We start from the raw sequence: 24488 nt of genomic DNA on the forward strand, positions 1-24488 counted from the left end.
TTTCATGATCATTGTTATGAAATCCGGCACCCCTAAGCCAGAGATTCAACGCATTGACCAAGAAATGAAGGATCGGGGTCTTACGCCTGAGCCGATCATTGGTCGCCATAAAGTGGTGATTGGGTTAGTGGGTGAAACTCGGGAACTCGACCCAGATCATCTGCAGGATTTGAGTCCGTGGATTGAGAAGGTTCTCCGGGTAGAGAAGCCCTATAAGCGTGTCAGTCGTGAGTTTCGACACGGTGAGGCGAGTGAGGTTGCTGTACCGACACCCAACGGAACTGTTTATTTCGGAGAGCAGCACCCGCTGGTTCTGGTGGCGGGTCCCTGCTCGGTGGAAAATGAGGACATGATTGTGGAGGTGGCCCAGCGCGTCAAGGCTGCTGGGGCGTCTTTTCTGCGCGGTGGTGCCTACAAGCCTCGAACCTCTCCCTATTCTTTTCAGGGACATGGTGAGAGTGCGCTGGACCTATTGGCTGCAGCCCGAGAAAAAACGGGCTTAGGAATCATGACTGAGGTGATGGATACGGCCGATCTTGAGGTAGTGGCAGAGGTAGCAGATGTCGTGCAGGTGGGGGCGCGCAATATGCATAACTTTGCGCTGCTGAAAAAGGTCGGGGCACAGGATAAGCCTGTTTTACTGAAGCGGGGAATCTCAGCCACGATTGAGGAGTGGTTGATGGCGGCTGAGTATATTATGGCGGCGGGAAATCCCAATGTTATTCTCTGCGAGCGAGGTATTCGCTCTTTTGATCGTCAGTACACTCGCAATACACTTGATCTGGCGGTGGTACCAGTGTTGCGATCGCAAACCCATCTCCCGATCATGATTGACCCTAGCCACGGAACCGGCTGGGCAGACTTAGTCCCATCAATGGCGAAAGCCGCCATTGCCGCAGGAACAGACTCATTGATGATTGAAGTTCACCCAGACCCGGCAAAAGCATTATCTGATGGCCCTCAGTCCTTAACCCCAGATCAGTTCGACCAGCTAACACAGGAATTGAGCATACTGGGTAAAGTAATGAACCGCTGGCCTCAAGAGGCTATGGTTCAGCAGGCTTAGGCGTCTCGGGTGTCGCCTCTGGCCCACCAAAGTCCTGCTGCTGTTGCTGACGGAAAGCATCAACAGCTTCATTGAAGCTCTCGTTTTGCTCTTCAGCAAACTCACTGGCACTCCGACCACCCGCCTGCTGAAGGCGATTCATGAGATCCAGCAATGACGATCCGGTTGCCCGATCCGAGAACAAATCACTAGCGTCGTCGGAGTCGTTCTGCTCAAAAATCGGCCGCTGGGGCGACTGCAGATCGGTGGAGGTCTGAGCGATGGCCTGAGCGTCGATGACAGCGACCGTACAGCTACAGAATAAAGCGATTGAAAGAGCAGGTTGAAAGCGCATTACGATGTTCTCAAAAAGGTGGGGGTTGGACGATCTGCTGAAGTCAGAAAGCTCAAAGTCTCTATCTGAGGCAGTTCAGCGGTCAGTTCGTTGTCTGCGAGACGATTAGGCATGGAAAATTTGACTTTATTGTAAGCCAAAAAGTTTCTGCTGTTTCTAATCTGCTCGACAAAATGGCAGAGTTGCCCCTCAGATGGGGAGTCCTAAGAATACGGACAATTATCCCTGGGGGACACTATCATTAATGCAGTCACAACAACCTTTCATTCAGGACCCGCCTGTGGCAGATGTGCCTCATCAAGGTCCACGACGTTTTCTCCCTGGATTTGTTCGCCGTTTGTCTTCTTCAACTCAGTTAGAACTTACATCCCGGCAGCCGACACACTTTCGGAGTGACTTTGTCGGCTGTATGGACCTACATGCCAATCCACAAACAGTAGCTGAGTATCTAGATCAGCATCCTGAGTGGTTTGTGCGCTGTGCAGCTCCAATTCAGGCGATTCCTGAAGGTGATAGCGGTTATATTCTTTCGTTAGGGCGCTATGGTTCTTTTGGGTTTGAAGTTGAACCCAAGATTGGCCTTAACCTACTGCCTCAGGATGAGGGCATTTACCGGATTGAGACCATCACGCTACCGGATGAGGCAGAGCAAACCTATCTTGTAGATTTCCAGGCAGCACTGCAGCTCGTCGATACGCCTGAGGTCGCTAGCCCTCAGCAGGGGATTTTGACAAAGGTGGAGTGGGTACTAGATCTAGGGGTAACGCTGTTTTTCCCGCGCTTTATCCATCGACTCCCTGCACAGCTGATTCAGCGCACGGGTGATCGGCTGCTCAACCAGGTCGTCAAGAAGATTTCAACGTCCTTGACAGCCAAGGTTCAAGACGACTTCCATCAGTCCCACGGCATTATTCCTGCAAAGTAGGCAGTAGGCGAATGACTGTATCCCTACGATCTTGACGGCAGCGAGGAGGCTCGAAACGCTGGAGAGTGACAAGCTCTCGCCTCTGTAGGGATCAAGCAGCAGCCATGACCTCAAAGCCGATCTCCCTGTCGCTGCGGTTACGGGAACTTGCCCAGGTTTTTCTGAAGCTGGGAACCCTGGGTTTTGGCGGTCCGCAGGCCCATAGTGCCATGGCTAATGATGAAGCGGTGGTGCGGCGGCAGTGGCTGACAGCGGAGCAGTTCACGGAGGGATTGGCGGTCTGCGAGATTTTGCCGGGTCCGGCTTCGACGCAGATGGGTATCTATATTGGCTACGTACGAGCCGGACAGATAGGAGCTTTTGTGGCCGGTCTTTGCTTCATTGCCCCTGCTTTTCTGATTGTGGTGATGCTTTCCTGGGGCTATTTTCGCTTTCAGGGGGTACTGCAGCTAGATGATTTATTTCTGGGGATCTCCCCAGTGGTGACGGCGATTATTCTGGCTTTTTGCTGGAAGCTGGGTAAAAAGACGATTGAGGATGGTTGGCGGATGGGAGTTGCGATCGCAACTTTCCTGATCACCACCTTCACCTCCATCAACGTCCTGCTACAGTTCATCGGTGCAGGGTTATTGGGCCTGTGGATATTTCACCCTCCTGCACGCTCTCGACTGAGCCTAATCTTGCCACCCATCTGCCTGGAAACCTCGCCCACCACACCCCTTGCGCTCTCAAGCTTTTGGGGACTGGAGCGCATTGACGAATTAAACACCCACTTGGCAGCTCATTTTTGCAGGAGCAGCTCTCGGTCTTCTAGTAGGGATACTGCCCATTCGCTAACGGTCTGTTGGAACGCGCTATGATGCAGCTAAAATCGCTAGAGATTGGATTTTAGGAGCTGAGCGGTGGTCAAAATTGTCAGTCGCAAATCACTAGGGATACAGCCCGTCTACGACCTCGGACTGGCACAAGATCATAATTTTTTAATTGCAGATGGATGGCTAGCCTCTAACTGCTTTAACAAATCTCACTCCACCGCTTACGGCTACGTTACCTATCAGACCGCCTACCTAAAAGCTAATTATCCCGTTGAGTACATGGCAGCGCTGCTCACGGCCAACAGTGGCGATCAGGACAAGGTGCAGCGCTATATTGCCACCTGCATCAATATGGGGATTGAAGTGGAGCCTCCCGATATCAATCGCTCCGGTGTTGACTTCACCCCTCTAGAAAAAAATATCTTGTTCGGTCTTTCTGCCGTTCGCAATGTTGGCCAGGGGGCCATTGAGGCGCTTATTGAATCTCGGGAAGAGGGTGGCCCGTTTGTATCTTTAGCCGATATTTGCGATCGCATCGACTCCCGCGTCGTCAACCGCCGCGCCCTAGAAGCATTAATCCACAGCGGCGGCTTTGATGAACTAGAGCCAAATCGCCATCAGCTCGTCAAAGATTTAGAGCTAATTCTGGAATGGGCCCAGTCCCGCGCCAAGGATCGCGCCATTGGCCAAGGCAATCTGTTTGACGTCATGAGCAGCGTTGCGGAAGCCCCTGCAGCCTACGAATCTGCCCCCAAAGCGCCCCCCATCGAAGACTACCCAGAATCGGACAAGTTGCGCCTAGAGAAAGAAATCCTTGGCTTCTATATCTCAAACCATCCGCTGCGCGAAGTGGAGCGTCCCGCTCGCCTAATGGCCCCCATTAGTCTGGCGAACCTAGAAGAGCAACCCGAAAACACCACCGTCAGCGCCATTGTCCTGCTCACTGAAGTGAAGCCCATTATCACGAAGAAAGGCGATCGGATGGCCATTGTTCAGGCCGAAGACCTGACCGGCAAAGCTGAGGGAGTCGTTTTCCCCAAGAGCTTTGAGCGTATTGGAGAGCATATTGAAACCGACCTACGTCTAATGATTTGGGGTAAAGTAGACCGCCGGGATGACCGCATCCAGTTGATTATCGAAGATGCAGAACCCATTGAAGAAGTTCGGTTTGTGATGGTTGAGATCCCCGCCCAAGATGCAGGTAATATCCAGCGGCAGCAGCAACTACGCGACCTCCTGCGCCAGCAGTCCGGCGAAGGTTTCGGCGGCGCCAAGGTCTCTGTGGTTGCCAAAATTCAAGGACAGCACCAAAGTCAGTTAGTGCGCCTCGGCCCCCAGTTTCGCGTCCAAGATGAGCGAGCTGCCGTCCATGCTCTGTCCCAGGCCGGGTTCCAAGCCCAGTCTTCTGGGCTTCTAAACGCGACCGCATAGACCTGCGTCAAGCGCAGCGGGATAGCAGCAATGACAGCCCCCTAAGCCGGTAGGTATCCCAAGGCGTCTTTCACCTGCCGGAGCGTTTCATCAGCAACCGATTCAGCCTGTTCTTGCCCCTGCTTTAAGACAGTCTTGAGATGGGATTTATCTTGGGTTAGGTCTGCATATCGCTCTTGAATCGGACGGAGAGCCTCAATCGTCGTCTCAGTCAAAAGCGGCTTGAATTGTCCCCAGCCCATTTCAGCGCATTCGGTGGCAACGGTCTCCTTCGTTTGCCCAGAAAGAAGCTGATAGAGGGTCAGCAAGTTGTGACATTCTGGACGTTCCGGGTCATCAAAGGTCAACCCTCGAACCGGATCGGTTTTACATTTTTTGATCTTCTTCTTAATCTCGTCGGGGGAATCGAGCAGGTTGATGCGGCTCAGTTCTGACGGATCTGATTTGGACATTTTACGGGTGCCATCAGTTAGACTCATCACTCGTGCCCCAGAGGTTTGAATCAAGGGCTCTGGCACCTTAAGAATGGGATGATCTTCGCTGCCGTACTGAAAATTGACCCGAGCGGCAATATCTCGCGTCAGCTCTAAATGCTGCTTTTGATCTTCTCCCACCGGCACTAAATCAGCCTGGTAGAGCAGAATATCGGCAGCCTGCAGCACCGGGTAGTCTAAAAGTCCAATGCTGACGTTATCGCCTTGCTTGATCGCTTTTTCTTTGAACTGAATCATGCGCTCTAGCCAGTTGAGAGGCGTAAGGCAGTTCAGGAGCCAAGCTAATTCGGCATGGGCTTTAACGTGGGACTGAACAAAAATATGGGTGTGTTTTGAGTCCAAACCACACGACAAATAAAGCGCAGCCAGAGATTCTGTATTAGCAGCCAATACCTTTGGATCATGAGGAACGGTAATGGCGTGTAGATCAGCAATAAAAAAGAAGTTTTCATACTGCTGCTGTTGGTCGACCCAGTTTGCGATCGCACCTAAATAATTGCCTAAATGTGGCGTACCGGTGGGCTGCACCCCAGAAAGAACCCGTTGCTTACTCATGCCATCCCTAAGTTGCTACGTCAATTTTGAGTGATTAAACACACAGGCTATCTAGTGTAAGCCAGCACGGACAAGCCTTTTGAAGTGAGCCAGATATTTGCAATGGCTGCAACGCTCCGCATTTACACCTAAATAATCCTCTATGTCTACAGCGAACTTCAGCATATCCTCGGTTAAATCTTGCTATTTTGGCCGTTATTGTTGGGTTATTGGGCTGTCATACCCCCCGCATATAGCCCATACTAAGTCCCCGAAAGGGCAACTCGTTCCGAAAGGGCAAGGCGCAAACTAGCAGACCTAAAAACCATCTAGGGGTATGGATGCTGCTAGTTCCGAAGGGACTTTACTTACTACAGCAGTGACCTCTGTTCTACGAGCAGGGGTCATTTTGCTTTGTGGGAACTTTTATAAGTCTCTTCAGGCCTGGGACAGCTTTTGTAAAAAAATTATTAATTACCACCCCAAAACTACTGACCTTTGAGGGAAGAGTATGTTACGTTGTCGGCTAGCGGTGTCTTAATTTATCGAATATTTCACAATTCTCGATAGATCGCTTAAGATGTTGTGATATTTAAGTATTGTTGTGGGGGGAGTCTCTGGAGATTGATGGGTTCATGAGCATAATTAAAAAAACTGGTTCTGTTGCGGCATTGCTTGCCTGCCTTTCATACGGGAGCGTGAACTCAGTTTACGCAGCCCAGCTAGACTTCCAAGATCCTTTTCAAGGTGACGCTTCTGCCCAGCCCAGCCAGGCTGACATAGATGCTGACCTTTGCGAAGAAGATTTTTCGCCTGTGGAGTCAGAGCTAAATTCGTTAAATCTTGGTCCTAACCTTGTAGCGAGCGCAGTCGTATCTGACACCCCCCTCCTCATTGCTCAGGGTCCAATTTGCGACCTAGGCGGAGTAGCCCCTGAGGGTGGTGGTGCACTCGGTGCCGGAATTCCATTGCTTCCCGTCTTAGGTGGACTAGCTGGTGCCGGTGGTATCGCAGCGGTGGCGGCGACGGGTGGCGGTGACGGTGACGGTGACGCTCCGGCTCCTCCTACTCCTGCCGTGCCTGAGCCTGCAGAGCTAGCAACGGCTAGCCTATTTGCAACATTGGGTGTTGCTGGCGTTCTTCTACGCCGCAAGAAAAAGTCTGAAGATGTATAGAGCTGCTCTAAGTATGTAGTTCTAGAGATTCTTCAAGGTTCGATAGTATGCCGGTTCCGTTCACGCGGGGCCGGCATATTTGCTTAGAAAATATTATGTCGCCGTTCCGTAAGTCAGAATATTGCGTTTATGCAGGTCATTTGGATATCTGTAGTAGCTCGAATCCTTGAAAAGCTGCCAGGAGAAGAACTGACGACTCTGGATCAAGTCAGTCTACGATGAGCAGATGCTAAGTTCGTAAAATCGGCTAAAATGCTAGAATATCGCAGTGTTGTTGTGGAAAAAGTCCCTGGAGATTGATGGGTTCATGAGCATAATTAAAAAAACTGGTTCTATTACGGCATTGCTTGCCTGCCTATCATATGGAAGCGTGAATTCAGTTTACGCAGCCCAGCTCGACTTCCAAGATCCTTTTCAAGGTGATGCTTCAGACCAGCCCAGTCAGGCTGACATAGACACCGATCTCTGCGAGGAAGGTTCTTCCCCTGCAGAGTCAGAGCTAAACTCTTTAAATCTTGGTCCTAACCTTGTAGCGAGCACAGTCATATCTGACACACCTCTACTCATCGCTCAGGGTCCAATTTGTGACCTAGGCGGAGTAGCCCCTGAGGGTGGTGGTGCACTCGGTGCCGGAATTCCATTGCTTCCCATCTTAGGTGGACTAGCTGGCGCCGGTGGTATCGCAGCAGTGGCGGCGACGGGTGGTGGTGACGGTGACGCTCCGGCTCCCGCTGTACCTGAGCCTGCAGAGCTAGCAACGGCTAGCCTGTTTGCAACATTGGGTGTTGCTGGCGTTCTTCTACGCCGCAAGAAAAAGTCTGAAGATGTATAGAACTGCTCGAAGTACGTAGTTCTAGAGATTCTCTAAGTTCCAATCAAGATGCCGGTTCCATTTATGAGGGACCGGCATTCTTGTTTAAGACGATGTGCAATTTAATAGCTGAAACCCCTGTATTCTCGTTGTCTCTTGTCAAATAGGGTGATCAAGAAAAACGTAGTATCAAGCCTTTCAGAAAAGTCGCACACGGCCTTGTTTAGGCAAATTTTATCTCGTTATCCTGTAAGCGAGACTGCTTTATGTATGAGTGTAATTTAGATGTCCATAGTGAATCACATCCTCGGCAAGCTTCCGGGCGAATACCTAACAGCTCTAGAGCAAGCTGATCTGAAATGGGCAAATCTAAGGCAGGACTCTTCTCCAACGATTCCTCAGGTGGTCGTCCAAAGTCAGGCCCCGCTCAGCACTATAGCCTGGGACATCATTATTTGTGGGGGCACCCTAGGCATTATTATTGGAGCTGCCCTGGCTCAGCGGGGCTGGCGCGTCGCTTTGCTAGAGCGAGGTATTTTGCGCGGGCGCGACCAAGAGTGGAATGCTTCTCGCGCAGAGGTTAGTACATTAGTCGATCTGGGATTGCTCTCACCTGAACAACTTGAAGAGACAATTTCCACCGAATTCAATCCCCTGCGCCTCCGGTTTCATGGGGGTAAAGAGATTTGGGTCCGCGATGTTCTCAACCTGGGCATCAATCCTGTCATTCTTTTGGAATTTTTGAAGCAGCGATTCCTAGCAACCGGCGGCCGCTTGCTGGAGCAGGTGCCTTTCTCAGGTGTCGTCATCCATCCCGATGGCATTGAGGTAAAAAGACAGCAAGGACAGCCACACCTTACCGCACGCCTGCTGCTAGATGTTATGGGACATGGTTCCCCTATTGCAGCCCAAGCCCGCAACGGCCAGAAACCGGACGGCATTTGCCTCGTCGTTGGCACCTGCGCCCAGGGAATGGCCGAGAACCTTACAGGTGACTTACTAGTCTCCAATAGCCCAATTCAAAACCATAGCCAGTATTTTTGGGAAGCCTTCCCAGCCCGTGACGGTCGCACCACATATCTGTTTACCTATGCCGACCTCCAACCTCAACGCCCTAGCCTCAAACAACTCTTTGCAGACTATTTCCAAGAGTTGCCCAGCTATCAAGAGATTGAGCTCTCTCAACTGCAGATTCAGCGAGCCTTATTCGGCATGTTTCCGAGCTATCGCCAGAGCCCCCTAGCGCTGCCTTGGGACCGTCTCCTAGCTCTTGGAGACAGCAGCGGCAACCAGTCTCCCCTAAGCTTTGGAGGCTTTGGGGCCATGATGCGCCACCTCAGTCGCTTAGATGCGGGCATTCATGAAGCACTGACCTGTGACTGCCTCACCCAAAAAGATCTGGCCCAACTACAGCCCTACCAGCCCAATCTCTCATCGACATGGCTCTTTCAGAAATCAATGCGTGCCCCGATTAACAACATCGGAGACCCTAACGCCATTAATCACCTACTTTCTGTTGTATTTGAAGCGATGGAAGATCTAGGGGAGCCTGTTCTTAAACCATTCCTGCAGGATGTCGTTCAATTTGTGCCGCTCTCACAAGCCCTCCTTCAGGTCTCTGTGCGCCACCCTCAGCTCATACCCACGATCTTGGCACAGCTGGGACCTGTAGCGCTAGCACAGTGGCTACCACACTATCTCAGCTTAGGACTCTACAATGAATTAGATCGCTTACAGCCTTTAATTCGCCGCAGATGCAAGACTCTTTCCCCCCGTAAACAGTACCGCTGGCACCGACGCCTTGATCAATGGGCCTACGGAGCTGGGCATGATCATAGGAGCAACACCTAAGCACTTTTACTCGGAAACTTAATTGCGCCGCTTTATAAAATAAATGTTAAATTTGAGTAACGATATGTTAACGGCTGCTGGTCAGCTATGTCTATAAGCTCTATGCAACTTTTGGAACACCCCTGCATTGCTCACAAAGATTTGCGGTCTAGAAGGTCTCAGCTAACACTTTTTTGTGACCTCGACGGCCCGCTAATTGATGTTTCACAGCGTTACTATCAAACCTACCAAACAGCACTTACTCAGCTCCAGGGGCAGTATCGTAATCGAGGCTGTTCACTATTGTTAACGCCCCTCAGTGCTCGCCAGTTTTGGGAAATGAAGCAAGCACGCATTCCAGATATTGAGATTGCACGGCAGTCGGGCCTGCAGAACAAACAAATTGACGATTTCTTGCAGCATGTTAGGGCTATTGTTAATCATCCTCAAGTGTTAGGGCAAGACCGTGTCCAGCCAGGGGTCAGAGAGGCTCTAGCGCGCCTACATCGTTGGGGCGTTCAGCTCGCGGTCGTCACGCTACGTAGTCATGCTCAGGCGATTCAGATTTTGCATCAGTATGATTTGGCGCACTGGTTTAGCCATATTCAAGGAGCACAGGATCATCTCGCAGCCTATGACAACTATGCGGAGCATAAGCAAGCTTTGCTGGCGAAGACGATGAGCCAACCTGAATTTTCGAATCAAAATGAACGCTGGATGATTGGAGACACCGAAGCAGACATCTTGGCAGCTCAAGCCTTGGGCATGTCCTGTATTGCTGTGACCTGTGGCATGCGAAGTCATGATTATTTACAGCAGCTACAGCCCACGTCTATTCACGGTAGCTTTGCGATCGCAACTTCTTTCTTATTAGGTGTTGAAGCAGCGTAGACAGAGCATCCTGATAGTGACGACACATCGTGTTTGCGGACAACTGCCGATACGTAAAGTTCTTGACCTATTACGCGATTGAATAACCGATTGAGGCATCATTAATCGACTGAAGCTGATATTCTGTCAGTCGTAAACGGCTCTGGCCACACTCTACGAATCACGATGATGCAACAATGGTTCCGCAATCTCTTGTTAACGGTCTGCCTAGCCAGCTTTGCTCAGCCGTTGACTCTGGCACAGCAGCGACCGATTGACCAAAAGATTGCTTGCGAGATTCTAGTCGTAGGGGGAGGATTGTCAGGGGTTGCCACCGCCTATGAAGCGCTATTAGCAGGTCGCCAAGTCTGTCTGACAGAGTTGACCGATTGGATCGGCGGTCAGATCTCGGCGCAGGGGACTTCAGCCCTCGACGAGAAGGAAACGCAGAGAGAGCAACGCTTTTTTCCGCGAGGCTATCTGACGCTGCGGGATCGATTGATAAAGAATGCGAAGCGAGAGCGACCCGGGGATTGTTGGGTCAGCTTGGTTTGTTTTTTGCCTGAAGATGGAAATGAGATTCTGCAAGACATGCTGCAGGAAGCCGCAAAGCAAGGGAAGGGACAGCTCAAGTTTTTCCCGAATACGGTGGTTAAGTCTCTACAGATGGAAGGGCCAAAAGGGGAGATAATCCAGTCGGTGCGGGCCATCCAGCACCAGCCTGCACCTGGTGCACCGCCGCTCAATACGGAACCGCTGTCGCAAACGCTACAAGATAGCTACAGGGAGCAAGATTCAGAACGCTTTAGCAAAACGATACTTAGCTTTGGTCCTCCTGCTTCTGGGCAGTGGTACGTGGTCGAAGCGACGGAAACAGGTGAGCTTTTAGCACTGGCTGATTTGCCCTATCGAGTGGGTGTGGATGCAAGGTCCCATCTCAATCCCTCTTCTTCTAGCACAACGGCCTATCCTTATTGCACTCAGGCTTTTACGTATACGTTTGCAATGGAAGCAACTGAAGAAAAGCAAGAACACGAGCGTCCCTCTTTTTATACACAGATGGAGCCGTTCTATAGCTTTGATCAGCCTCGCTATGCTGAAACACCCAATCTTGTGTTCACCTACCGCAGAATCTTTAGTGCAGAGGAGGGGGCAAATGAGAAGACAGTAAATCCGGGTGATATTTCGATGCAGAACTGGGGAGGCGGCAACGACTATGGACCGGGTACGGCGGTGGACAATTTTATCTATACTCGTGACCAGCTCCGAGCGAATGGTCAACTAGAGCCTGGAGGCTGGCAGGGCGGCTTGAGAACATCTAGTTTGCAGGGTGGAGAACAACTTGCTCAGGGATATTTCTATTGGTGGGTTGCAGGCACAACGGACTCTAAACTAACCCCTGTCAATAAGCAACCCCAGCCCAACGTGAGGTATTTAAGGGGCTTAGAGTCACCAATGGGGACTGTACATGGATTGTCTAAATATCCATATATACGTGAAAGTCGGCGGCTAATTGGGCGGCCTAGCTATGGTTATCCTGAGGGTTTTACAATCCGTGAGACGGATGTATCTCGGCAAGATTTTCGCGATGATTATTACCGGGAAACGCTTACTAGCGGGGAGTATCGAGATTTAATTACGGCTAAGGCGGGGCTGAAGACGTTAGACGTGATCTTAGACCAGGTGCCCGTAGATGAGGTGGAGTTGAGGATGCGATCGCGTATCTATCCCGACAGTGTGGGCATTGGTCACTATCCCGTTGACTTTCACCCTTGCATGGCCGAAAGCCCCCCTGAGAAACCGGGCAATATGGAACGCTCAGGGGAACGTCAGGGGGCTAGCCAAACATTTCCCTATCAAATACCGCTGCGGGCGATGATTCCACCTCGGATTAATAATCTGTTGGTGACGGGCAAGAGTATTGCCACGAGTCACATTAGTGCCGCGACTTACCGAGTACATAGCTTTGAGTGGTCGGCAGGCGCGGCGGCGGGCATGGCAGCAGACTATGCCCTAGAAAAAGATTTAAGCCCCCATCAGCTTGTCGAAGATATGCCCCGCCATAATTCTCATTTGGCGGAGCTACAGAAGCGTCTCAATGCCAAACAGAACCCAACGGCATTTCCAGATACGTCAATCTTTAACCAGGATTGGGAAGATTGGTGAGCTGATTTAAAGAAACGCGTTCTCATATTTTGAGAAAAATTGTTCTTGGAAAGCGAATACTTCTTTGGCTCTACAGAAAGTCAAGCCGCAAGATGCATGGCTCAGAGTGCTGAGCAACGTGCTTGACTCTCTAGTTAACTGGAGAGTTTAGGATAACGGTATTACAGCCGGTAACCCACAATGAAAACAGCTCGCTTATATCTGCAGGGCATGAGTTGTGCGGCCTGCACTCAAACGGTTGAAGAGGTTGCTCGCAAAGTTCCTGGAGTTCTTGACTGTGCGGTCAACTTTGCCGCTGAACAAGCCACCGTTCGGTATACGCCACACGAGACATCGATTCAGGTGATTCAACAGGCGATTATCGATGCGGGCTACGGAGCAGCTCTTGCAGATGAAACCCAGAGAGAAGAACTTGAGGCGAAGGTCCAGCATCAGCTCATTAATCTGCGCCGGAAAGTTGCGGTGGGGCTTTGCCTCAGCAGCCTACTGGTGATTGGGTCACTCCCAGACATGCTAGGTGTAGAGCTGCCAGGGCTACACTGGCTCCATCATGCTTGGGTGCAGTTGCTAGTGACAACACCCGTTCTATTTTGGTGCGGTCAAGCTTTCTTCTTCGGAGCCTGGAAAGCTCTCCAGAGAAGAACGGCTGATATGAATACGCTGGTCGCATTGGGCACAGGTGCGGCTTATTTTTATTCGCTGTTCATAACCCTCTTCCCGAATATTTTGCGGGATCAGGGCTTACAGCCGCAGCTTTACTATGAACCGGCAGCAGTTATTATTTCTCTGATTCTGTTAGGGCGGTGGCTGGAGCGCCGTGCGAGACGGCAGACTTCTGAGGCGATTCGGCAACTGATGGGCCTACAGGCAAAAACGGCGCGGGTCATGCGCGATGGCCGCGAACTGGAATTACCGATTGCTGACGTTTGGGTGGGCGATCGCGTGGCGGTGCGTCCGGGTGAAAAGATTCCGGTGGATGGTGTGGTGGTGTCAGGTCGATCTGCAGTAGATGAGTCGATGGTGACGGGGGAATCAATGCCGGTCACGAAGGGAATGGGCGACTCAGTGATTGGCGCCACGATTAATCAGACGGGATTTTTCGAGTTCCGGGCCGATCGGGTCGGAAAAGATAGTGTGCTGGCCCAGATCGTTCAGCTTGTGGAAGCGGCTCAAAGCTCCAAAGCCCCGATTCAGAAGCTAGCCGATCAGATTACAGGATGGTTTGTGCCGGGGGTACTTGCGATCTCATCCACCACTTTCATCGTCTGGTTCACCCTCACAGGTAACTTTACGCTTTCGATGATCAGCACCATCGGTGTTCTCATCATCGCCTGTCCCTGCGCCTTGGGACTGGCAACCCCCACCTCAATCATGGTGGGCACCGGCAAAGGTGCTGAGCACGGCATTCTGATCAAGGGGGCCGATAGCTTGGAGCTAGCCCACAAAATTGATACCGTTATCCTCGACAAAACCGGAACGCTGACCCAGGGCAAACCCATGGTGACTCATTACGCCACGGTTGCAGGAACGGCTAACAGCCATGAACTGAAGCTGTTGCAGATGGCTGCAGCCCTAGAACGTCAGTCAGAACATCCGTTAGCAGCGGCAGTCGTCCGCTACGCCCACGCGCAAGGCGTTGAGCCAGCACTAGAGGTCGATCAGTTTGAAGCCGTTGCCGGTATGGGTGTGCAGGGAAAGATAGGAGAGCATCACCTCCACATCGGCACTCAGCAATGGATGCACGCTCTCAGTATTGAGACGGATTCATACCAAAACCACCTTCAGGAGACCACACTAACAACAGCCTGGATTGCCGTGGATGGGGAAATCGCGGGAATCATCGGCATTGCCGACGCTCTAAAGGAATCTTCTCCACAAGTCGTGAAGACGCTGCAAAAGATGGGTTTGGAGGTGGTGATGCTCACTGGAGACAATCAGCAGACGGCCATCGCCATTGCAGAGAAGGCGGGTATTGAACACGTTTTGGCAAACGTCCGCCCAGACCAGAAGGCGGCCCAGGTAAAGGCTCTACAGTCGGAGAGGAAAGTCATCGCAATGGTGGGAGATGGCATCAATGATGCGCCTGCGCTCGCTCAAGCTGATGTAGGGATTGCGATTGGGACCGGGACTGACGTTGCGATCGCAGCTAGTGACATCACGTTAATCTCTGGCGACCTCCAGGGAGTGGTCACCGCCATTCAACTCAGTCGCGCCACGATGCAAAACATCCGCCAAAATCTTTTCTTTGCCTTTATCTACAACGTCATTGGAATTCCGATTGCGGCAGGCGTTCTTTATCCAGCATTAGGGTGGTTACTCAATCCGATGATTGCAGGGGGAGCAATGGCTTTGAGTTCTGTCTCAGTGGTGTCGAACGCTCTGCGTCTGCGCCGCTTCCACCCAGCCAATTTTCGATAACAACTCATCCTTGCGACGGGAATAACCGCATAATCTATCCTCTAGTCAAAAGTAGAAGCTTGTCTAAACGCTACTGCCACCCAGATCTAACTTTCAACTGGATCTTCCTAATGCCCTTTCGAATATCACCCATCACCATTTTAGTTCTGAGGATAGCTTGTTCTCTTGGCCTCAGCATTCGTTCATTACGATTGAGATCATAGGAATAGCCAAGGCGTTTAAAATCTTCATCGTATATGTCTTCAACAACTCTCAACAGTTCAGGATCATAGTATTTCTTGTAGCTCTTTACCATGGGTTCTGACTCTTGCTCTGGAGACACCATATATCTGGGCAAGACACAAGTATTGATCTGTAAGCAAGAGCAAAGTTTTGCAAAGTCATCCTCTAAATTTTCAAACCGACCAATAAAATCACAAGTCATGTTTTGCTTCAATTCTCTTCCGAACATCTTAGTGTTGAAATCGGGGATGAATTTAATCTGTGGCAGCGAGTGATATTTATCAAATCCGCTGAGTCTCTTCAGGTCTCTCTCACGCACCAAATAAGCATATTCTTTCAAGCTAAGATTTTTCTCTTTTCGGTAGAAGTAACTTGATTCATCAGTGGAGTACGCTCTGATACTGTGCTTCCAGGCTGAGACAAATCTTTCATAGGGATTCCTAACGAACGTAAATATAAAATAATTCGGATATGCATTGAGCACTGCAACCAGTGCATGCCTTTTGAAAAAGTGCTCTAGTCCCTCTTCAGAATTAGCAGATGAGGCATCAGCATAATCCTTCAGAAAGACTTCCATCGAAGTCCCAGCACATTTAGGAATATGTATGAAAATCGCTTTATGTCTATGAGAGATCATCATGCAAGTTACTGACCAAGCATACGAAGAATGGCTGAGTCTATCGTGCAAATACTACCCCTTTTGGTCCGCTTTTGAATTAATTTAGATTAGCGAATCGTTACTTTAGACAGCAAAAGCATCTCCACAAATTTAGATTTTCTATCCAATTTTCATCCATTGCCAGCTCTAGCCAAGCAGCGCAAAAAACAGCCTGCTTAGAAAGCTGATAGAACCTAATATCCTCAGTCAAAAATTAGCCCCACTTCACACGACCCCAGATTCTCACTGACCGACAAATGGCCAGCGTACTATTGTTCTCACCAGCCCTGCTAACGCCATCTGAGCTTGCTGAGAACAAGCTCTTCAAGAACGACGCAGCCATTTGGGAATGAGACTGATCGACTACGCCTTAACTAGCCAGCTCTAGCTCAGCCAACCGAAATGTGACAATCTTCGTCCAGTTGCCTCCCTCAAAGGTGACCGCTGCGTGACCGTCGGTGATCCGCTGTACCTGACCTTCAAACCCATAGTAGGTATCAGCGGCATTCACCACACGCACGGCGGAACCAGGAAAGATAGTGAGAGCCATAGCAACCTATTACGTACTAAACACCCCTCATCTTACATGAGCCTATTTCCTGCAGCCAACTTAGTCTACCGGCGGCGGTACCGTCTCAGAGGCCTCTTTATCCGGTGGTGCAGTGGGAGACTTCACCTCTTGCGGATGGCTGGGCGGAATGCCGTCTATCGCAATGATTGCCTCAATCACCGCCTTCACAGCTGGCGCTGCAGTGGTGGAACCAAAGGCGTTGGCAGCCGTGGGTTCATCAATGACAGCCAGCACCACATATTGGGGTTTTTCTAACGGGAATAGAGAGACAAAGCTGGTTACCTTGCTATTGCGATAGCGTCCACCGCTCGCCTTCTGAGCTGTACCTGTCTTTCCCCCCAAGCGATAGCCAGGGATACGAGCTGATTTACCGGTGCCGTTGGCGACCACGCTGCCCATCATATTGCGGACCTGGTCGGCTGTTTCTTCAGAAAAGATACGTCGGGGTTGAATGAGATCAAGATTTTTGACAATTTTCCCTGAGTTATCCTCCAGGCCAGCGGTGAGGTGAGGGGTAACAAGCTTGCCACCATTTGCGATCGCACCATGTAGCTGAGCCAGTTGAATTGGGGTCACCGAAAAGCCCTGCCCAAAGGACGTAGTTGCAGGTTCAATGGCATAGTCGACAAACTGCTGCTTCCTTTTGAACTGTCCTGGCGTTTCAAAAGCCAAATCAGTACCGGTGATCTCACCAATGCCCATTTTTTTGAGCGACTCGTAGTAGGTAGAGCGCTGAACCCGCTCCATGATCCGAACCATGCCAACGTTGCTAGAGTTCTCTAGAACCTGGGTCACGCTGAGCACCCCCCGACCCCGACCGTCATAGTTGCCAATCGGCCAGCCACCAATGGAGATCTGGTCTGCATCTTGAACGCGATCGGTGGGCTTGATGGCCTCTGCATCTAAGGCGATGGCCACATTAATCGGCTTAAAGGTTGATCCTGGCTCGTATAAGTCAGACACCGCCCAATTCTTAAAGAGAGAGGAGTCCTTTTCTTCATAAAACCGTGCAGGGTCAAAGCTGGGTTCAGAGGCCAGCGCTCGTAGAGACCCATCCTGCACATCCATGACGATCACGGTGCCGCGACGGGCTCGAAATTTGGTTAACTGCTTCTTCAATGCCGCCCGCGCCGCCCGCTGTAGTCTCAGATCCACTGTGAGCTGGAGAGTGCGATCGCGGCTAGATAAAGGCTGAGCAGGAAAATAATCCGGCAGAAAAGACTGAGCCGCACTGTGAGAGACAATTTCTTCCGGCGGCTTCGCCAACAGCAGCGGCTGCTGACTATACTCAACGCCTGCCTGTCCCTGACCATCCGCATTCACATAGCCGACCAAATTCGAGACCAGATTCTGCTGCGGATAGATGCGCTGCCAGCCTGAGGTCAGCTCCACGCCATCAAGCCAGAGCTTTCGAACTTGAGTGGCCTGCTCCTCCGTGAGACCACGGGCGATCGAAATGCCGCTCTTTTGCTCTTTAAAGCTCTGCTGCAGGTCTGCGGGCGAACGATTGACGATCGGTGAGAGGGCTTTAGCAATCTCTGCGCCTGACTTCTTGAATAGAAAAGGATGGGCAAATAGACGGAAAACCGGTTCATCCTTCGCCAGCACCGTGCCATTGCGGTCAACAATAGGATGCCGACTAATATGAGCCGGCAGCTTCGTCATCTGCTGGGCCTTCGCCTTCGCCTTCAGACGAGGCCCCTGATCAACCTGCAGATAGACAAGACGGGCCGCCAAGCCCAAGATACTGAGCACCAAGACCGTCCAGACACAGAGCAGTCGTGCCTGATGTCGCTGCGGAGGCCGAGGCTGCTCAGACTGAATGCGGCTGTTGATAGCCTGACGGCGGGAGCGGATTTGGGCAGAGGAAGCACGCATGCTTAGTATCCAATCGGGGACATTTGAAGAGGAGCGGACGGCTCTTCATCAACCGGAGCAGCCTGAGGTATATGAGCCGGTTCAGGCTTAACAAAGAGAGTATTGTGCGGCCCCTTCGGCGTCAGACCAACAGGATTTTTTTCGGCATTCTCATTAATGTGATGCTGGCGCGTTTCATGCTGCAGCAATAGGTTGCGCTCATCTCGCTTGAGCTGCTCAAGCTGAGCATAGGTCTGCCCCCAGTTTCGCTGGGTTGAGACAGTCCAGCCGTACAGCGGCAGAATACTGAAGGTCAGCAACAGGACCAGCGGTGTAGAAACCTTACGCAGGGTCAGCAGCAGTAAGAACCAGGGCGAGGCTGACCGAGAGGGTGGCGCAACAACTTCAAGATGGGAGCGGTGCAGTTCTCGCGGTCGCAAAGCGACGGGCTTGCCTGCAGGTCGAGCGGTCACGGATTTCTTTTTAGCAGTCGCCAACATCTTGGAGCACTCCTCAACTTGTGGTTGCAACGGGGATAAACACAAGGAGTCTGCCCTGATTCCCCCTGTAAAATCTGGGCTAAACGTGTGTCACTCTGAACTATCAATGCATAAAAATAGACATTGTGCCAGTTTTCTTAGCCTTTTTTCACGCTATTCGTAGCTCTTTCATAACCCTACAGCGGGGCATTGTCCGATTCATCAGCACCAAGAGGGTCTATGGGTATACGCTGAGCCAACCTCAACTTAGCGGAGCGTGCGCGGGGATTTTCGCGGATTTCTTCTCGCGTGGCCACGATCGGTTTTTTAGTCAAAATCTTCAGGTGGGGTACGGCTCGTAACTGATGCTTGACGATCCGATCTTCGAGGCTATGAAAGCTAATCATGCCGATGATTCCCTCTGGTTTCAGCCAAGTTGGGGCTTGTTGAACAAAGGTTTCGATGCTGTTTAGTTCTTCGTTGACAGCAATGCGAAGAGCCTGAAATACGCGGGTGGCGGGATGAATACGGTGGCGGCGCGACTGCTTGGGCTTGGGCATGGCCCTTGCGATCGCATCTGCCAGTTCCCCCGTGGTACGAAAGGGGCGCTTGGCTACAACTTGGCGCGCAATTCGCCGAGAAAAGCGCTCTTCCCCGTAATGGAAGAACAGATCAGCCAGCGTTTTTTCTGATCGAGTATTGATGATGTCTGCCGCTGTCAGGTCTTGCCGCTGATCCATCCGCATATCGAGGGGCGCATCATAGCGAAAGCTAAACCCGCGCTCAGGGTGATCAAGCTGGGCAGAGCTGACGCCAAAATCAGCAATGATGCCATCAAACCTTGTGGTTCCCGGATCGTATTCCGCAAAGTTTTCTTGCTGGAACTGTACCCGGTCTAAGAATGGTGCTAGCGCCTCTCGGGCCGCAGCCAAAGCATGACTGTCGCGGTCAAGGGCCGTGATCTGTAAGGTGGGTAGTGCCGAGAGCAGCAGAGAACTATGGCCACCGCCGCCCACCGTAGCGTCTAAGTAATGGCCCTCACGGAGCTCAAGTCCCTGTAGCAGCTCTTGGCTGAGGACAGGGATATGGTAGGTCGAAGCATGGGTCACAGGATCATCGCGGGAAAGTTAGTGCAATAGGGAAAGTCGGTTTCCCAATGCTACTGTGTTTTCTCCTCAACGCGTTTGACTCAATTGAGGCGCACAATACTGCGACGATCTTGGTTGGCATTTTTGAAGATGATATTGAGCCGTGGGGACGGGGAAAGCTAGAGATAGGTCTTGAAAGAGTGTCTTATCTGCCGGAATATTGGATATGCCAACGGGAAAAAGGTTATTTCGCCTCAGGAAAAAGGGACAGCGGCACCGATTGAAGCCGCAGCTGTTGATGACGATGGTTGCGATCTCACTGTTACCCTGATCACGCTGCCGGCCTCTATTCAGCCCTCTGTGGCCCAAGTGAGTCCTGGCTGTGGCATACCCGGCAATGACGGCAATGGCACCCTGCTGACGGGAGTGGTCAATACTTACTTCCCCCCTAGCAGCTCAGGTACCCTCAGTCCTGGAGCCACCCAGATGCAGCTCGGACCGTTTGGGAGCGGCAGCAACACTCCTGTACAGACAGGTGATCTGCTCGTCATCATGCAAATGCAGGATGCCGCCATTAACAGCACAAATACAGGCGCTTACGGTGATGGGGTTGCCAACGATCCCGGTAGCGGGGCGAGCAACCTCAACAGTGCCGGACGATACGAATACATTGTGGCGACCAATGCAGTGCCGCTCACGGGTGGAACCCTGCAGTTCCAGGGAACAGGATCAGGTAATGGCTTAGTCAATACCCACACTCAAGCGAACTTTGGTACCCAGGGTCAGAGGCGCTATCAGGTGACTCGGACTCCTCAATATAATGAGGTGAGCTTAGCACCTGGGTTGACGGCTTCTGCATGGAATGGCTCCACGGGCGGTGTTCTAGCTCTGGATGCCAGTGGGCAGATTAATTTTAACGGCAGCACCATCGACGTCAGCGGTCGCGGCTTTCGCGGGGGCGGGGGCCGTCAGCTTACGGGCGGTACCGGGGGCGCAGATACCGACTATCGGAATCTCGCAACCCGAAATTTTCATAGTCCCAAAGCTGAAGGCATTGCGGGAACACCGCAGTTCCTGTACGACGGTAGCACTGCGCTGGTCAATACAGGCGTAGAGGGATATCCCGAAGGTAGTCACTGGCGCGGCGCTCCCGGTAATGCCGGGGGCGGCGGCAGCGACGGCAACATTGTCAGCAACGATCAAAACAGCGGCGGCGGGGGCGGCGGCAACGGCGGTAATGGCGGTCGCGGCGGCAATGCCTGGAATAGCCAAGAACCCTACGGTGGGTTTGGCGGTGCCCTCTTTCCGGGTGCGGCCCAGCAGGTTGTCTTAGGCGGCGGGGGCGGGGCCGGAACACGCAACAACAGCACAGGAATCCAAAGCAGCGGCGGTCGCGGCGGCGGGATTGTGCTGATTCGCGCCAATCGCCTCACGGGTACCGGAACGATTAATGCCAACGGGACGATGGGTCCTGCTCCCGCAAACGATGGGGCAGGCGGTGGCGGGGCGGGCGGCAGTATTGTCGTCACGACACAAGCAGGTGGATTGAGCACCCTCACCACTAATACCCAAGGCGCAGCGGGTGCAGATGCCTGGCCCACAACCACGGCAGAATTGAGTCGTGGTCATGGCTCTGGGGGGGCGGCGGAGGTGGCTTCGTGCTTTACTCAGCCCCCGATAGCGCTCCCATTATCAACGTTCAAGGTGGCGTCAACGGCACCACAACCTTGGGACAATTTCCCTTCGGAGCGCAGCCCGGTGCTGGGGGCCAAAGCCGCACCATTAATCCGGGCGATATTTCAGGAACCCAGCCTGGAGCCGTCTGTGCTGCACCCCAGGTGCTGCTTGTAAAGAGAATTACGGCCATCAATGGCAATCGCTCCGTCAATCCAAACGACAACACGCCGCTCAATACGGTGGTGGATGACAGTAGCCCGAACGATAATCATCCCAACTGGCCGAATGGATTACTCGTGGGTGCCACCGATGCAGGTCGCATCCAGCCCGGTGATGAATTGGAATACACCATTTATGCGCTATCTGCTGGGGGAGGTGCTGCCGGAAGCGTGACGATTTGCGATCGCATCCCCACTGCCCTCACCTTTAGGCCCACAGCTTTCAACACTGAGCCACCCGCCCCCGGCGGCACAGCAGGCGAACGCGGCATCCTGGCGTTTCTAAACCGCCCTGCTGACGCGAACGATAATGGACCGCTCGCCTACACCAACAGCGACGATGGCGATAGCGCTCGCTTCTTCTTAACCGGTGAGAGCTTGCCGTCCGCCTGCCAAGGGGCTAGTGACAATGGTGCGGTGGTCATTAATCTGAGTACAATGCCCAATGCCGTTACTCCAGAAAACCCCACAGACTCCTATGGCTGGGTCCGGTTCCGAGCGATCTCTGATTAACAGAGGCTGCAGACCAAGGGGGGTTTTGTTATAAATTCGAAGGAGATCTGCAGCGCTATCGTTATGAATCCTGAGAACCCTGTTCAAACGCCCCACAGCGGCTATCACTGGGACGGGAGCGATCGCCGTTTCTTCGAGGGCTGGTACTTTCGCATCACACTGCCCGAGCAGCGCCAAACCTTTGCATTTATGTACTCCATTGAAGACCCGGCGGGTGGGCAACCCCACAGTGGCGGTGGCGCTCAAATTCTTGGCCCTGACGATCAGTACCTCTGCCGCACGTTTCCAGACACCCGCTCCTTTTGGGCCTGGGGCGCTCCTAGCGGTATGGGACCGCTGGGCCTCGGCCACTGGGGTAAATCTTCCCTCACACAGCGCCCTGACCTGATCTCTGCCGAATTTTTCAAGAATTACATCAAAGAGGGCTATCAGGGTACAGCCACCCAGCACCAAGGTCGGCTCACCGATCCCAGCACGGGCGAAGTGGCCCAGTGGTATTACGAAACCCAGCCCGTCTATGGCTGGGGAGATGTCGGTCGTCCCCAAAAGTCGACGGCAGGCTTACTCTCATTCTTGCCTGTATTTGAACCGGGCTGGCAGGTGATGATGGCCCACGGACTCTCGACCGGCTGGGTGGATTGGAAGGGGCAACGCTACACCTTCGAGAATGCACCGGCCTACACCGAGAAAAACTGGGGGGGTGCTTTTCCGCAGAAGTGGTTTTGGCTCAACTGTAACTGTTTCGAGAATCAGCCCGATCTAGCACTCACGGCAGCAGCCGGTCAGCGCGGCGTCCTCTGGTGGATGGAGTCGGTGGGCATGATCGGTATTCATCATCAGGGTAAGTTCTATGAGTTTGCTCCCTGGAATTCTGAAATCTCTTGGCAGGTCGCCCCCTGGGGGTATTGGCAGATGGAAGCGCACAATGACCAGTATACGGTGGAGCTGGTGGGAAGATGCGATCGCAAAGGTACCCCACTGCGCGCCCCTACCCAAAACGGCCTCATTTACGTTTGCCGCGATACCATGCACGGCCAGCTTCATCTGCGACTCACCTCACGTCATCAGCAAGGTTCGACCGTCGTGATTGATGCCCACAGCAACCTTTGCGGCCTGGAAGTCGGCGGCGGAGAGCCTTGGGAGACCGCTTGGCAGCAGTCTCCCACACAGGTGGAACAAGCAGAAATGCTGGAGCCAGCGATAGCGTTATGATCTCCTCAATTCAGTCATAAAGATGGCTAGTGGGGGGATCTATGGGTGTATTACCTGCAAACACAAATCTTCGAGTTGTGAGACTGAGACCACAGAGAGCAGCGATCGAAAGTTGAAATAGACATGAATGATTATTCATATCGGCGTATTCTCCTACAGCCACCCCGATAGTTCTTAGTGTGTGGCTTTCGAGCCTCACATTGCTCAATACGATTCCCAGAGCATCTGCTGTCTGTAGATGCTCTTTACCTATACTGGAATTTTCAATAATTAAAGTAAGGCCATAGCTTGGCGTCAATCCAGGCGTGTAGATCAACGCATCAGGGACTATCCAAGGTCTGCATAGATAACACAACAAGGGGCAGGAGATACTTTTAGGAAGCGTAGAAAGTATATCAATAGTGCCATCCCTTGCTTCCCGTATGCGTATTAGGATTAGCTCACAGAGACGTGTATTCACTAGAACAGGGTCCATATCTCTTGAAACCTTTATCACACCTCCATAACACCTATGCTGAAGTCCTGGATGGTTATTGCTGTAGTCACCTTAGTGGTGGCCTTGGCAGCTAATATCTTCAGACCGAAAGACGTCAAATGGTTCAATCGCCAGCAGCGTCCGTCCTGGCTTACATTTGAGAAACTGATTCCCTTGATCTGGATCGTTATTTTCATCTGCGGGGGCTGGTCAGCCTACATCACTTGGGAGCAGAATCCAGGCAGTGGACATTCTTGGCTGCTCATGGCTTTTTACCTACTGCTAGAAGTGGCGACGGTCGCCTATACGCCTGCGACCCTCTGGTTTCAGAACCTTCGAGTAGGCACGTATGTGGGGGGTGTAGGTTTTGTTATGGGATTAATTTTGACTCTGCTTGTGCTGCAAATTTCGGGTTGGGCAGCCCTTTTACTCTTGCCATATCTGTTGTGGTCACCCATCGGCACCTACACCACCTGGACAATGGATCGCCTTAATTGAAAAGCTAAGTCTGTTTATCTTCAAAACCGCAGCGTTCCTCCATTATCGGAGTAAAGCCCCAATCACCGGACTTAGCGAACAAGTAGCGCTCATAGCAATAAGCGATGACTATGACCTACTGCTGCTATAAACGGCAAGGCTTTGCGCTACC

At 52.1% G+C, this 24488-nt stretch carries 21 protein-coding genes and 1 riboswitch; of the genes, 14 read left to right on the forward strand and 7 right to left on the reverse strand.

Features of this window, described 5'->3' with window-relative positions; translation table 11 throughout:
* Positions 1–4: 4 nt before the first annotated feature.
* Positions 5–1066, forward strand: coding sequence for a 3-deoxy-7-phosphoheptulonate synthase (gene aroF, locus C1752_RS14275; protein ID WP_110986746.1), 1062 nt, complete (start codon positions 5–7; stop codon positions 1064–1066).
* Here aroF and C1752_RS14280 read toward each other — a convergent pair.
* Positions 1047–1400: a hypothetical protein gene (locus C1752_RS14280; protein WP_110986747.1), complete on the reverse strand. Its 354-nt coding sequence runs from the start codon at positions 1398–1400 to the stop codon at positions 1047–1049. The two genes, aroF and C1752_RS14280, sit on opposite strands and share 20 nt — an antisense overlap.
* 244 nt (positions 1401–1644) lie before the next feature.
* Here C1752_RS14280 and C1752_RS14285 point away from each other — a divergent pair, with 244 nt between their 5' ends.
* The 3 genes from C1752_RS14285 to C1752_RS14295 all read left to right on the forward strand — a co-directional run bounded on the left by C1752_RS14285 (position 1645) and on the right by C1752_RS14295 (position 4571).
* A complete protein-coding gene (locus C1752_RS14285; RefSeq protein WP_158535099.1) occupies positions 1645–2325 on the forward strand; it encodes a DUF1997 domain-containing protein in 681 nt (226 codons plus the stop codon).
* Between the two features lie 104 nt (positions 2326–2429).
* Entirely contained in the window at positions 2430–3185 is a 756-nt protein-coding gene (locus C1752_RS14290) for a chromate transporter (RefSeq protein ID WP_110986749.1), read from the forward strand.
* Positions 3186–3227: 42 nt separating this feature from the next.
* Positions 3228–4571 (forward strand): helix-hairpin-helix domain-containing protein, encoded by a 1344-nt coding sequence (locus tag C1752_RS14295; RefSeq protein WP_110986750.1) that lies wholly within the window; start codon positions 3228–3230, stop codon positions 4569–4571.
* Positions 4572–4612: 41 nt separating this feature from the next.
* Here C1752_RS14295 and trpS read toward each other — a convergent pair whose 3' ends face one another.
* Entirely contained in the window at positions 4613–5620 is a 1008-nt protein-coding gene (gene trpS / locus C1752_RS14300) for a tryptophan--tRNA ligase (RefSeq protein WP_110986751.1), read from the reverse strand.
* Between the two features lie 247 nt (positions 5621–5867).
* Positions 5868–5957, forward strand: a riboswitch (cyclic di-GMP riboswitch).
* Positions 5958–6297: 340 nt separating this feature from the next.
* Between trpS and C1752_RS14305 the strand changes: the two genes are divergently transcribed.
* From C1752_RS14305 to C1752_RS14330, 6 genes are all read left to right on the forward strand, one after another.
* Positions 6298–6774: a hypothetical protein gene (locus tag C1752_RS14305; RefSeq protein ID WP_146242343.1), complete on the forward strand. Its 477-nt coding sequence runs from the start codon at positions 6298–6300 to the stop codon at positions 6772–6774.
* Positions 6775–7144: 370 nt separating this feature from the next.
* Complete coding sequence (locus tag C1752_RS14310; RefSeq protein WP_146242344.1) at positions 7145–7606, forward strand: hypothetical protein; 462 nt, start codon at positions 7145–7147, stop codon at positions 7604–7606.
* Between the two features lie 264 nt (positions 7607–7870).
* A complete protein-coding gene (locus C1752_RS14315; RefSeq protein WP_110986754.1) occupies positions 7871–9436 on the forward strand; it encodes an FAD-dependent oxidoreductase in 1566 nt (521 codons plus the stop codon).
* A 102-nt stretch (positions 9437–9538) separates the two neighbouring features.
* Positions 9539–10306, forward strand: a complete 768-nt coding sequence (locus tag C1752_RS14320; RefSeq protein ID WP_199464400.1) for an HAD family hydrolase — start codon at positions 9539–9541, stop codon at positions 10304–10306.
* 165 nt (positions 10307–10471) lie between these two features.
* Entirely contained in the window at positions 10472–12451 is a 1980-nt protein-coding gene (locus tag C1752_RS14325) for an FAD-dependent oxidoreductase (protein ID WP_199464401.1), read from the forward strand.
* A gap of 180 nt (positions 12452–12631) precedes the next feature.
* Positions 12632–14869 (forward strand): heavy metal translocating P-type ATPase, encoded by a 2238-nt coding sequence (locus tag C1752_RS14330; protein WP_110986756.1) that lies wholly within the window; start codon positions 12632–12634, stop codon positions 14867–14869.
* A gap of 70 nt (positions 14870–14939) precedes the next feature.
* On the opposite strand, the gene C1752_RS14335 is transcribed toward C1752_RS14330, so the two are convergent.
* The 5 genes from C1752_RS14335 to rsmH form a co-directional block, all read right to left on the reverse strand.
* A complete protein-coding gene (locus C1752_RS14335) occupies positions 14940–15731 on the reverse strand; it encodes a sulfotransferase family 2 domain-containing protein (protein WP_110986757.1) in 792 nt (263 codons plus the stop codon).
* A 388-nt stretch (positions 15732–16119) separates the two neighbouring features.
* Complete coding sequence (locus C1752_RS14340; RefSeq protein ID WP_110986758.1) at positions 16120–16299, reverse strand: NAD(P)H dehydrogenase subunit NdhS; 180 nt, start codon at positions 16297–16299, stop codon at positions 16120–16122.
* Positions 16300–16359: 60 nt separating this feature from the next.
* Entirely contained in the window at positions 16360–18198 is a 1839-nt protein-coding gene (locus tag C1752_RS14345) for a peptidoglycan D,D-transpeptidase FtsI family protein (protein WP_110986759.1), read from the reverse strand.
* Between the two features lie 2 nt (positions 18199–18200).
* On the reverse strand, positions 18201–18677 hold the full coding sequence (locus tag C1752_RS14350) for a hypothetical protein (protein WP_110986760.1): 477 nt from the start codon (positions 18675–18677) through the stop codon (positions 18201–18203).
* A 176-nt stretch (positions 18678–18853) separates the two neighbouring features.
* A complete protein-coding gene (gene rsmH, locus C1752_RS14355; RefSeq protein WP_110986761.1) occupies positions 18854–19765 on the reverse strand; it encodes a 16S rRNA (cytosine(1402)-N(4))-methyltransferase RsmH in 912 nt (303 codons plus the stop codon).
* A gap of 171 nt (positions 19766–19936) precedes the next feature.
* On the opposite strand from rsmH, the gene C1752_RS29735 reads away from it, so the two are divergent.
* The 4 genes from C1752_RS29735 to C1752_RS14370 all read left to right on the forward strand — a co-directional run bounded on the left by C1752_RS29735 (position 19937) and on the right by C1752_RS14370 (position 24337).
* The gene (locus C1752_RS29735; protein WP_158535100.1) at positions 19937–21595 is read left to right on the forward strand and encodes a hypothetical protein; all 1659 of its coding nucleotides are present in this window, start codon (positions 19937–19939) and stop codon (positions 21593–21595) included.
* On the forward strand, positions 21583–22152 hold the full coding sequence (locus C1752_RS14360) for a hypothetical protein (protein WP_158535101.1): 570 nt from the start codon (positions 21583–21585) through the stop codon (positions 22150–22152). The genes C1752_RS29735 and C1752_RS14360 overlap by 13 nt, the downstream gene beginning before the upstream one ends.
* 63 nt (positions 22153–22215) lie before the next feature.
* Positions 22216–23364: a tocopherol cyclase family protein gene (locus C1752_RS14365; RefSeq protein ID WP_110986763.1), complete on the forward strand. Its 1149-nt coding sequence runs from the start codon at positions 22216–22218 to the stop codon at positions 23362–23364.
* A gap of 511 nt (positions 23365–23875) precedes the next feature.
* Positions 23876–24337 carry a TspO/MBR family protein gene (locus tag C1752_RS14370; protein WP_110986764.1) on the forward strand — a complete coding sequence of 154 codons (462 nt, stop codon included), beginning with the start codon at positions 23876–23878 and terminating at the stop codon, positions 24335–24337.
* Positions 24338–24488: the final 151 nt, after the last annotated feature.

This window comes from Acaryochloris thomasi RCC1774 (assembly GCF_003231495.1).
GTDB lineage: Bacteria > Cyanobacteriota > Cyanobacteriia > Thermosynechococcales > Thermosynechococcaceae > RCC1774.

What these genes read in the sequence shown, in the direction of transcription:
- aroF (WP_110986746.1), top strand. Translation starts at nt 5, where the DNA reads ATGATCATTGTTATGAAATCCGGCACCCCTAAGCCAGAGATTCAACGC.
- C1752_RS14280 (WP_110986747.1), bottom strand. Translation starts at nt 1,400, where the DNA reads ATGCGCTTTCAACCTGCTCTTTCAATCGCTTTATTCTGTAGCTGTACG.
- C1752_RS14285 (WP_158535099.1), top strand. Translation starts at nt 1,645, where the DNA reads ATGCAGTCACAACAACCTTTCATTCAGGACCCGCCTGTGGCAGATGTG.
- C1752_RS14290 (WP_110986749.1), top strand. Translation starts at nt 2,430, where the DNA reads ATGACCTCAAAGCCGATCTCCCTGTCGCTGCGGTTACGGGAACTTGCC.
- trpS (WP_110986751.1), bottom strand. Translation starts at nt 5,620, where the DNA reads ATGAGTAAGCAACGGGTTCTTTCTGGGGTGCAGCCCACCGGTACGCCA.
- C1752_RS14315 (WP_110986754.1), top strand. Translation starts at nt 7,871, where the DNA reads ATGTCCATAGTGAATCACATCCTCGGCAAGCTTCCGGGCGAATACCTA.
- C1752_RS14320 (WP_199464400.1), top strand. Translation starts at nt 9,539, where the DNA reads ATGCAACTTTTGGAACACCCCTGCATTGCTCACAAAGATTTGCGGTCT.
- C1752_RS14325 (WP_199464401.1), top strand. Translation starts at nt 10,472, where the DNA reads ATGATGCAACAATGGTTCCGCAATCTCTTGTTAACGGTCTGCCTAGCC.
- C1752_RS14330 (WP_110986756.1), top strand. Translation starts at nt 12,632, where the DNA reads ATGAAAACAGCTCGCTTATATCTGCAGGGCATGAGTTGTGCGGCCTGC.
- C1752_RS14335 (WP_110986757.1), bottom strand. Translation starts at nt 15,731, where the DNA reads ATGATGATCTCTCATAGACATAAAGCGATTTTCATACATATTCCTAAA.
- C1752_RS14340 (WP_110986758.1), bottom strand. Translation starts at nt 16,299, where the DNA reads ATGGCTCTCACTATCTTTCCTGGTTCCGCCGTGCGTGTGGTGAATGCC.
- C1752_RS14345 (WP_110986759.1), bottom strand. Translation starts at nt 18,198, where the DNA reads ATGCGTGCTTCCTCTGCCCAAATCCGCTCCCGCCGTCAGGCTATCAAC.
- C1752_RS14350 (WP_110986760.1), bottom strand. Translation starts at nt 18,677, where the DNA reads ATGTTGGCGACTGCTAAAAAGAAATCCGTGACCGCTCGACCTGCAGGC.
- C1752_RS14365 (WP_110986763.1), top strand. Translation starts at nt 22,216, where the DNA reads ATGAATCCTGAGAACCCTGTTCAAACGCCCCACAGCGGCTATCACTGG.
- C1752_RS14370 (WP_110986764.1), top strand. Translation starts at nt 23,876, where the DNA reads ATGCTGAAGTCCTGGATGGTTATTGCTGTAGTCACCTTAGTGGTGGCC.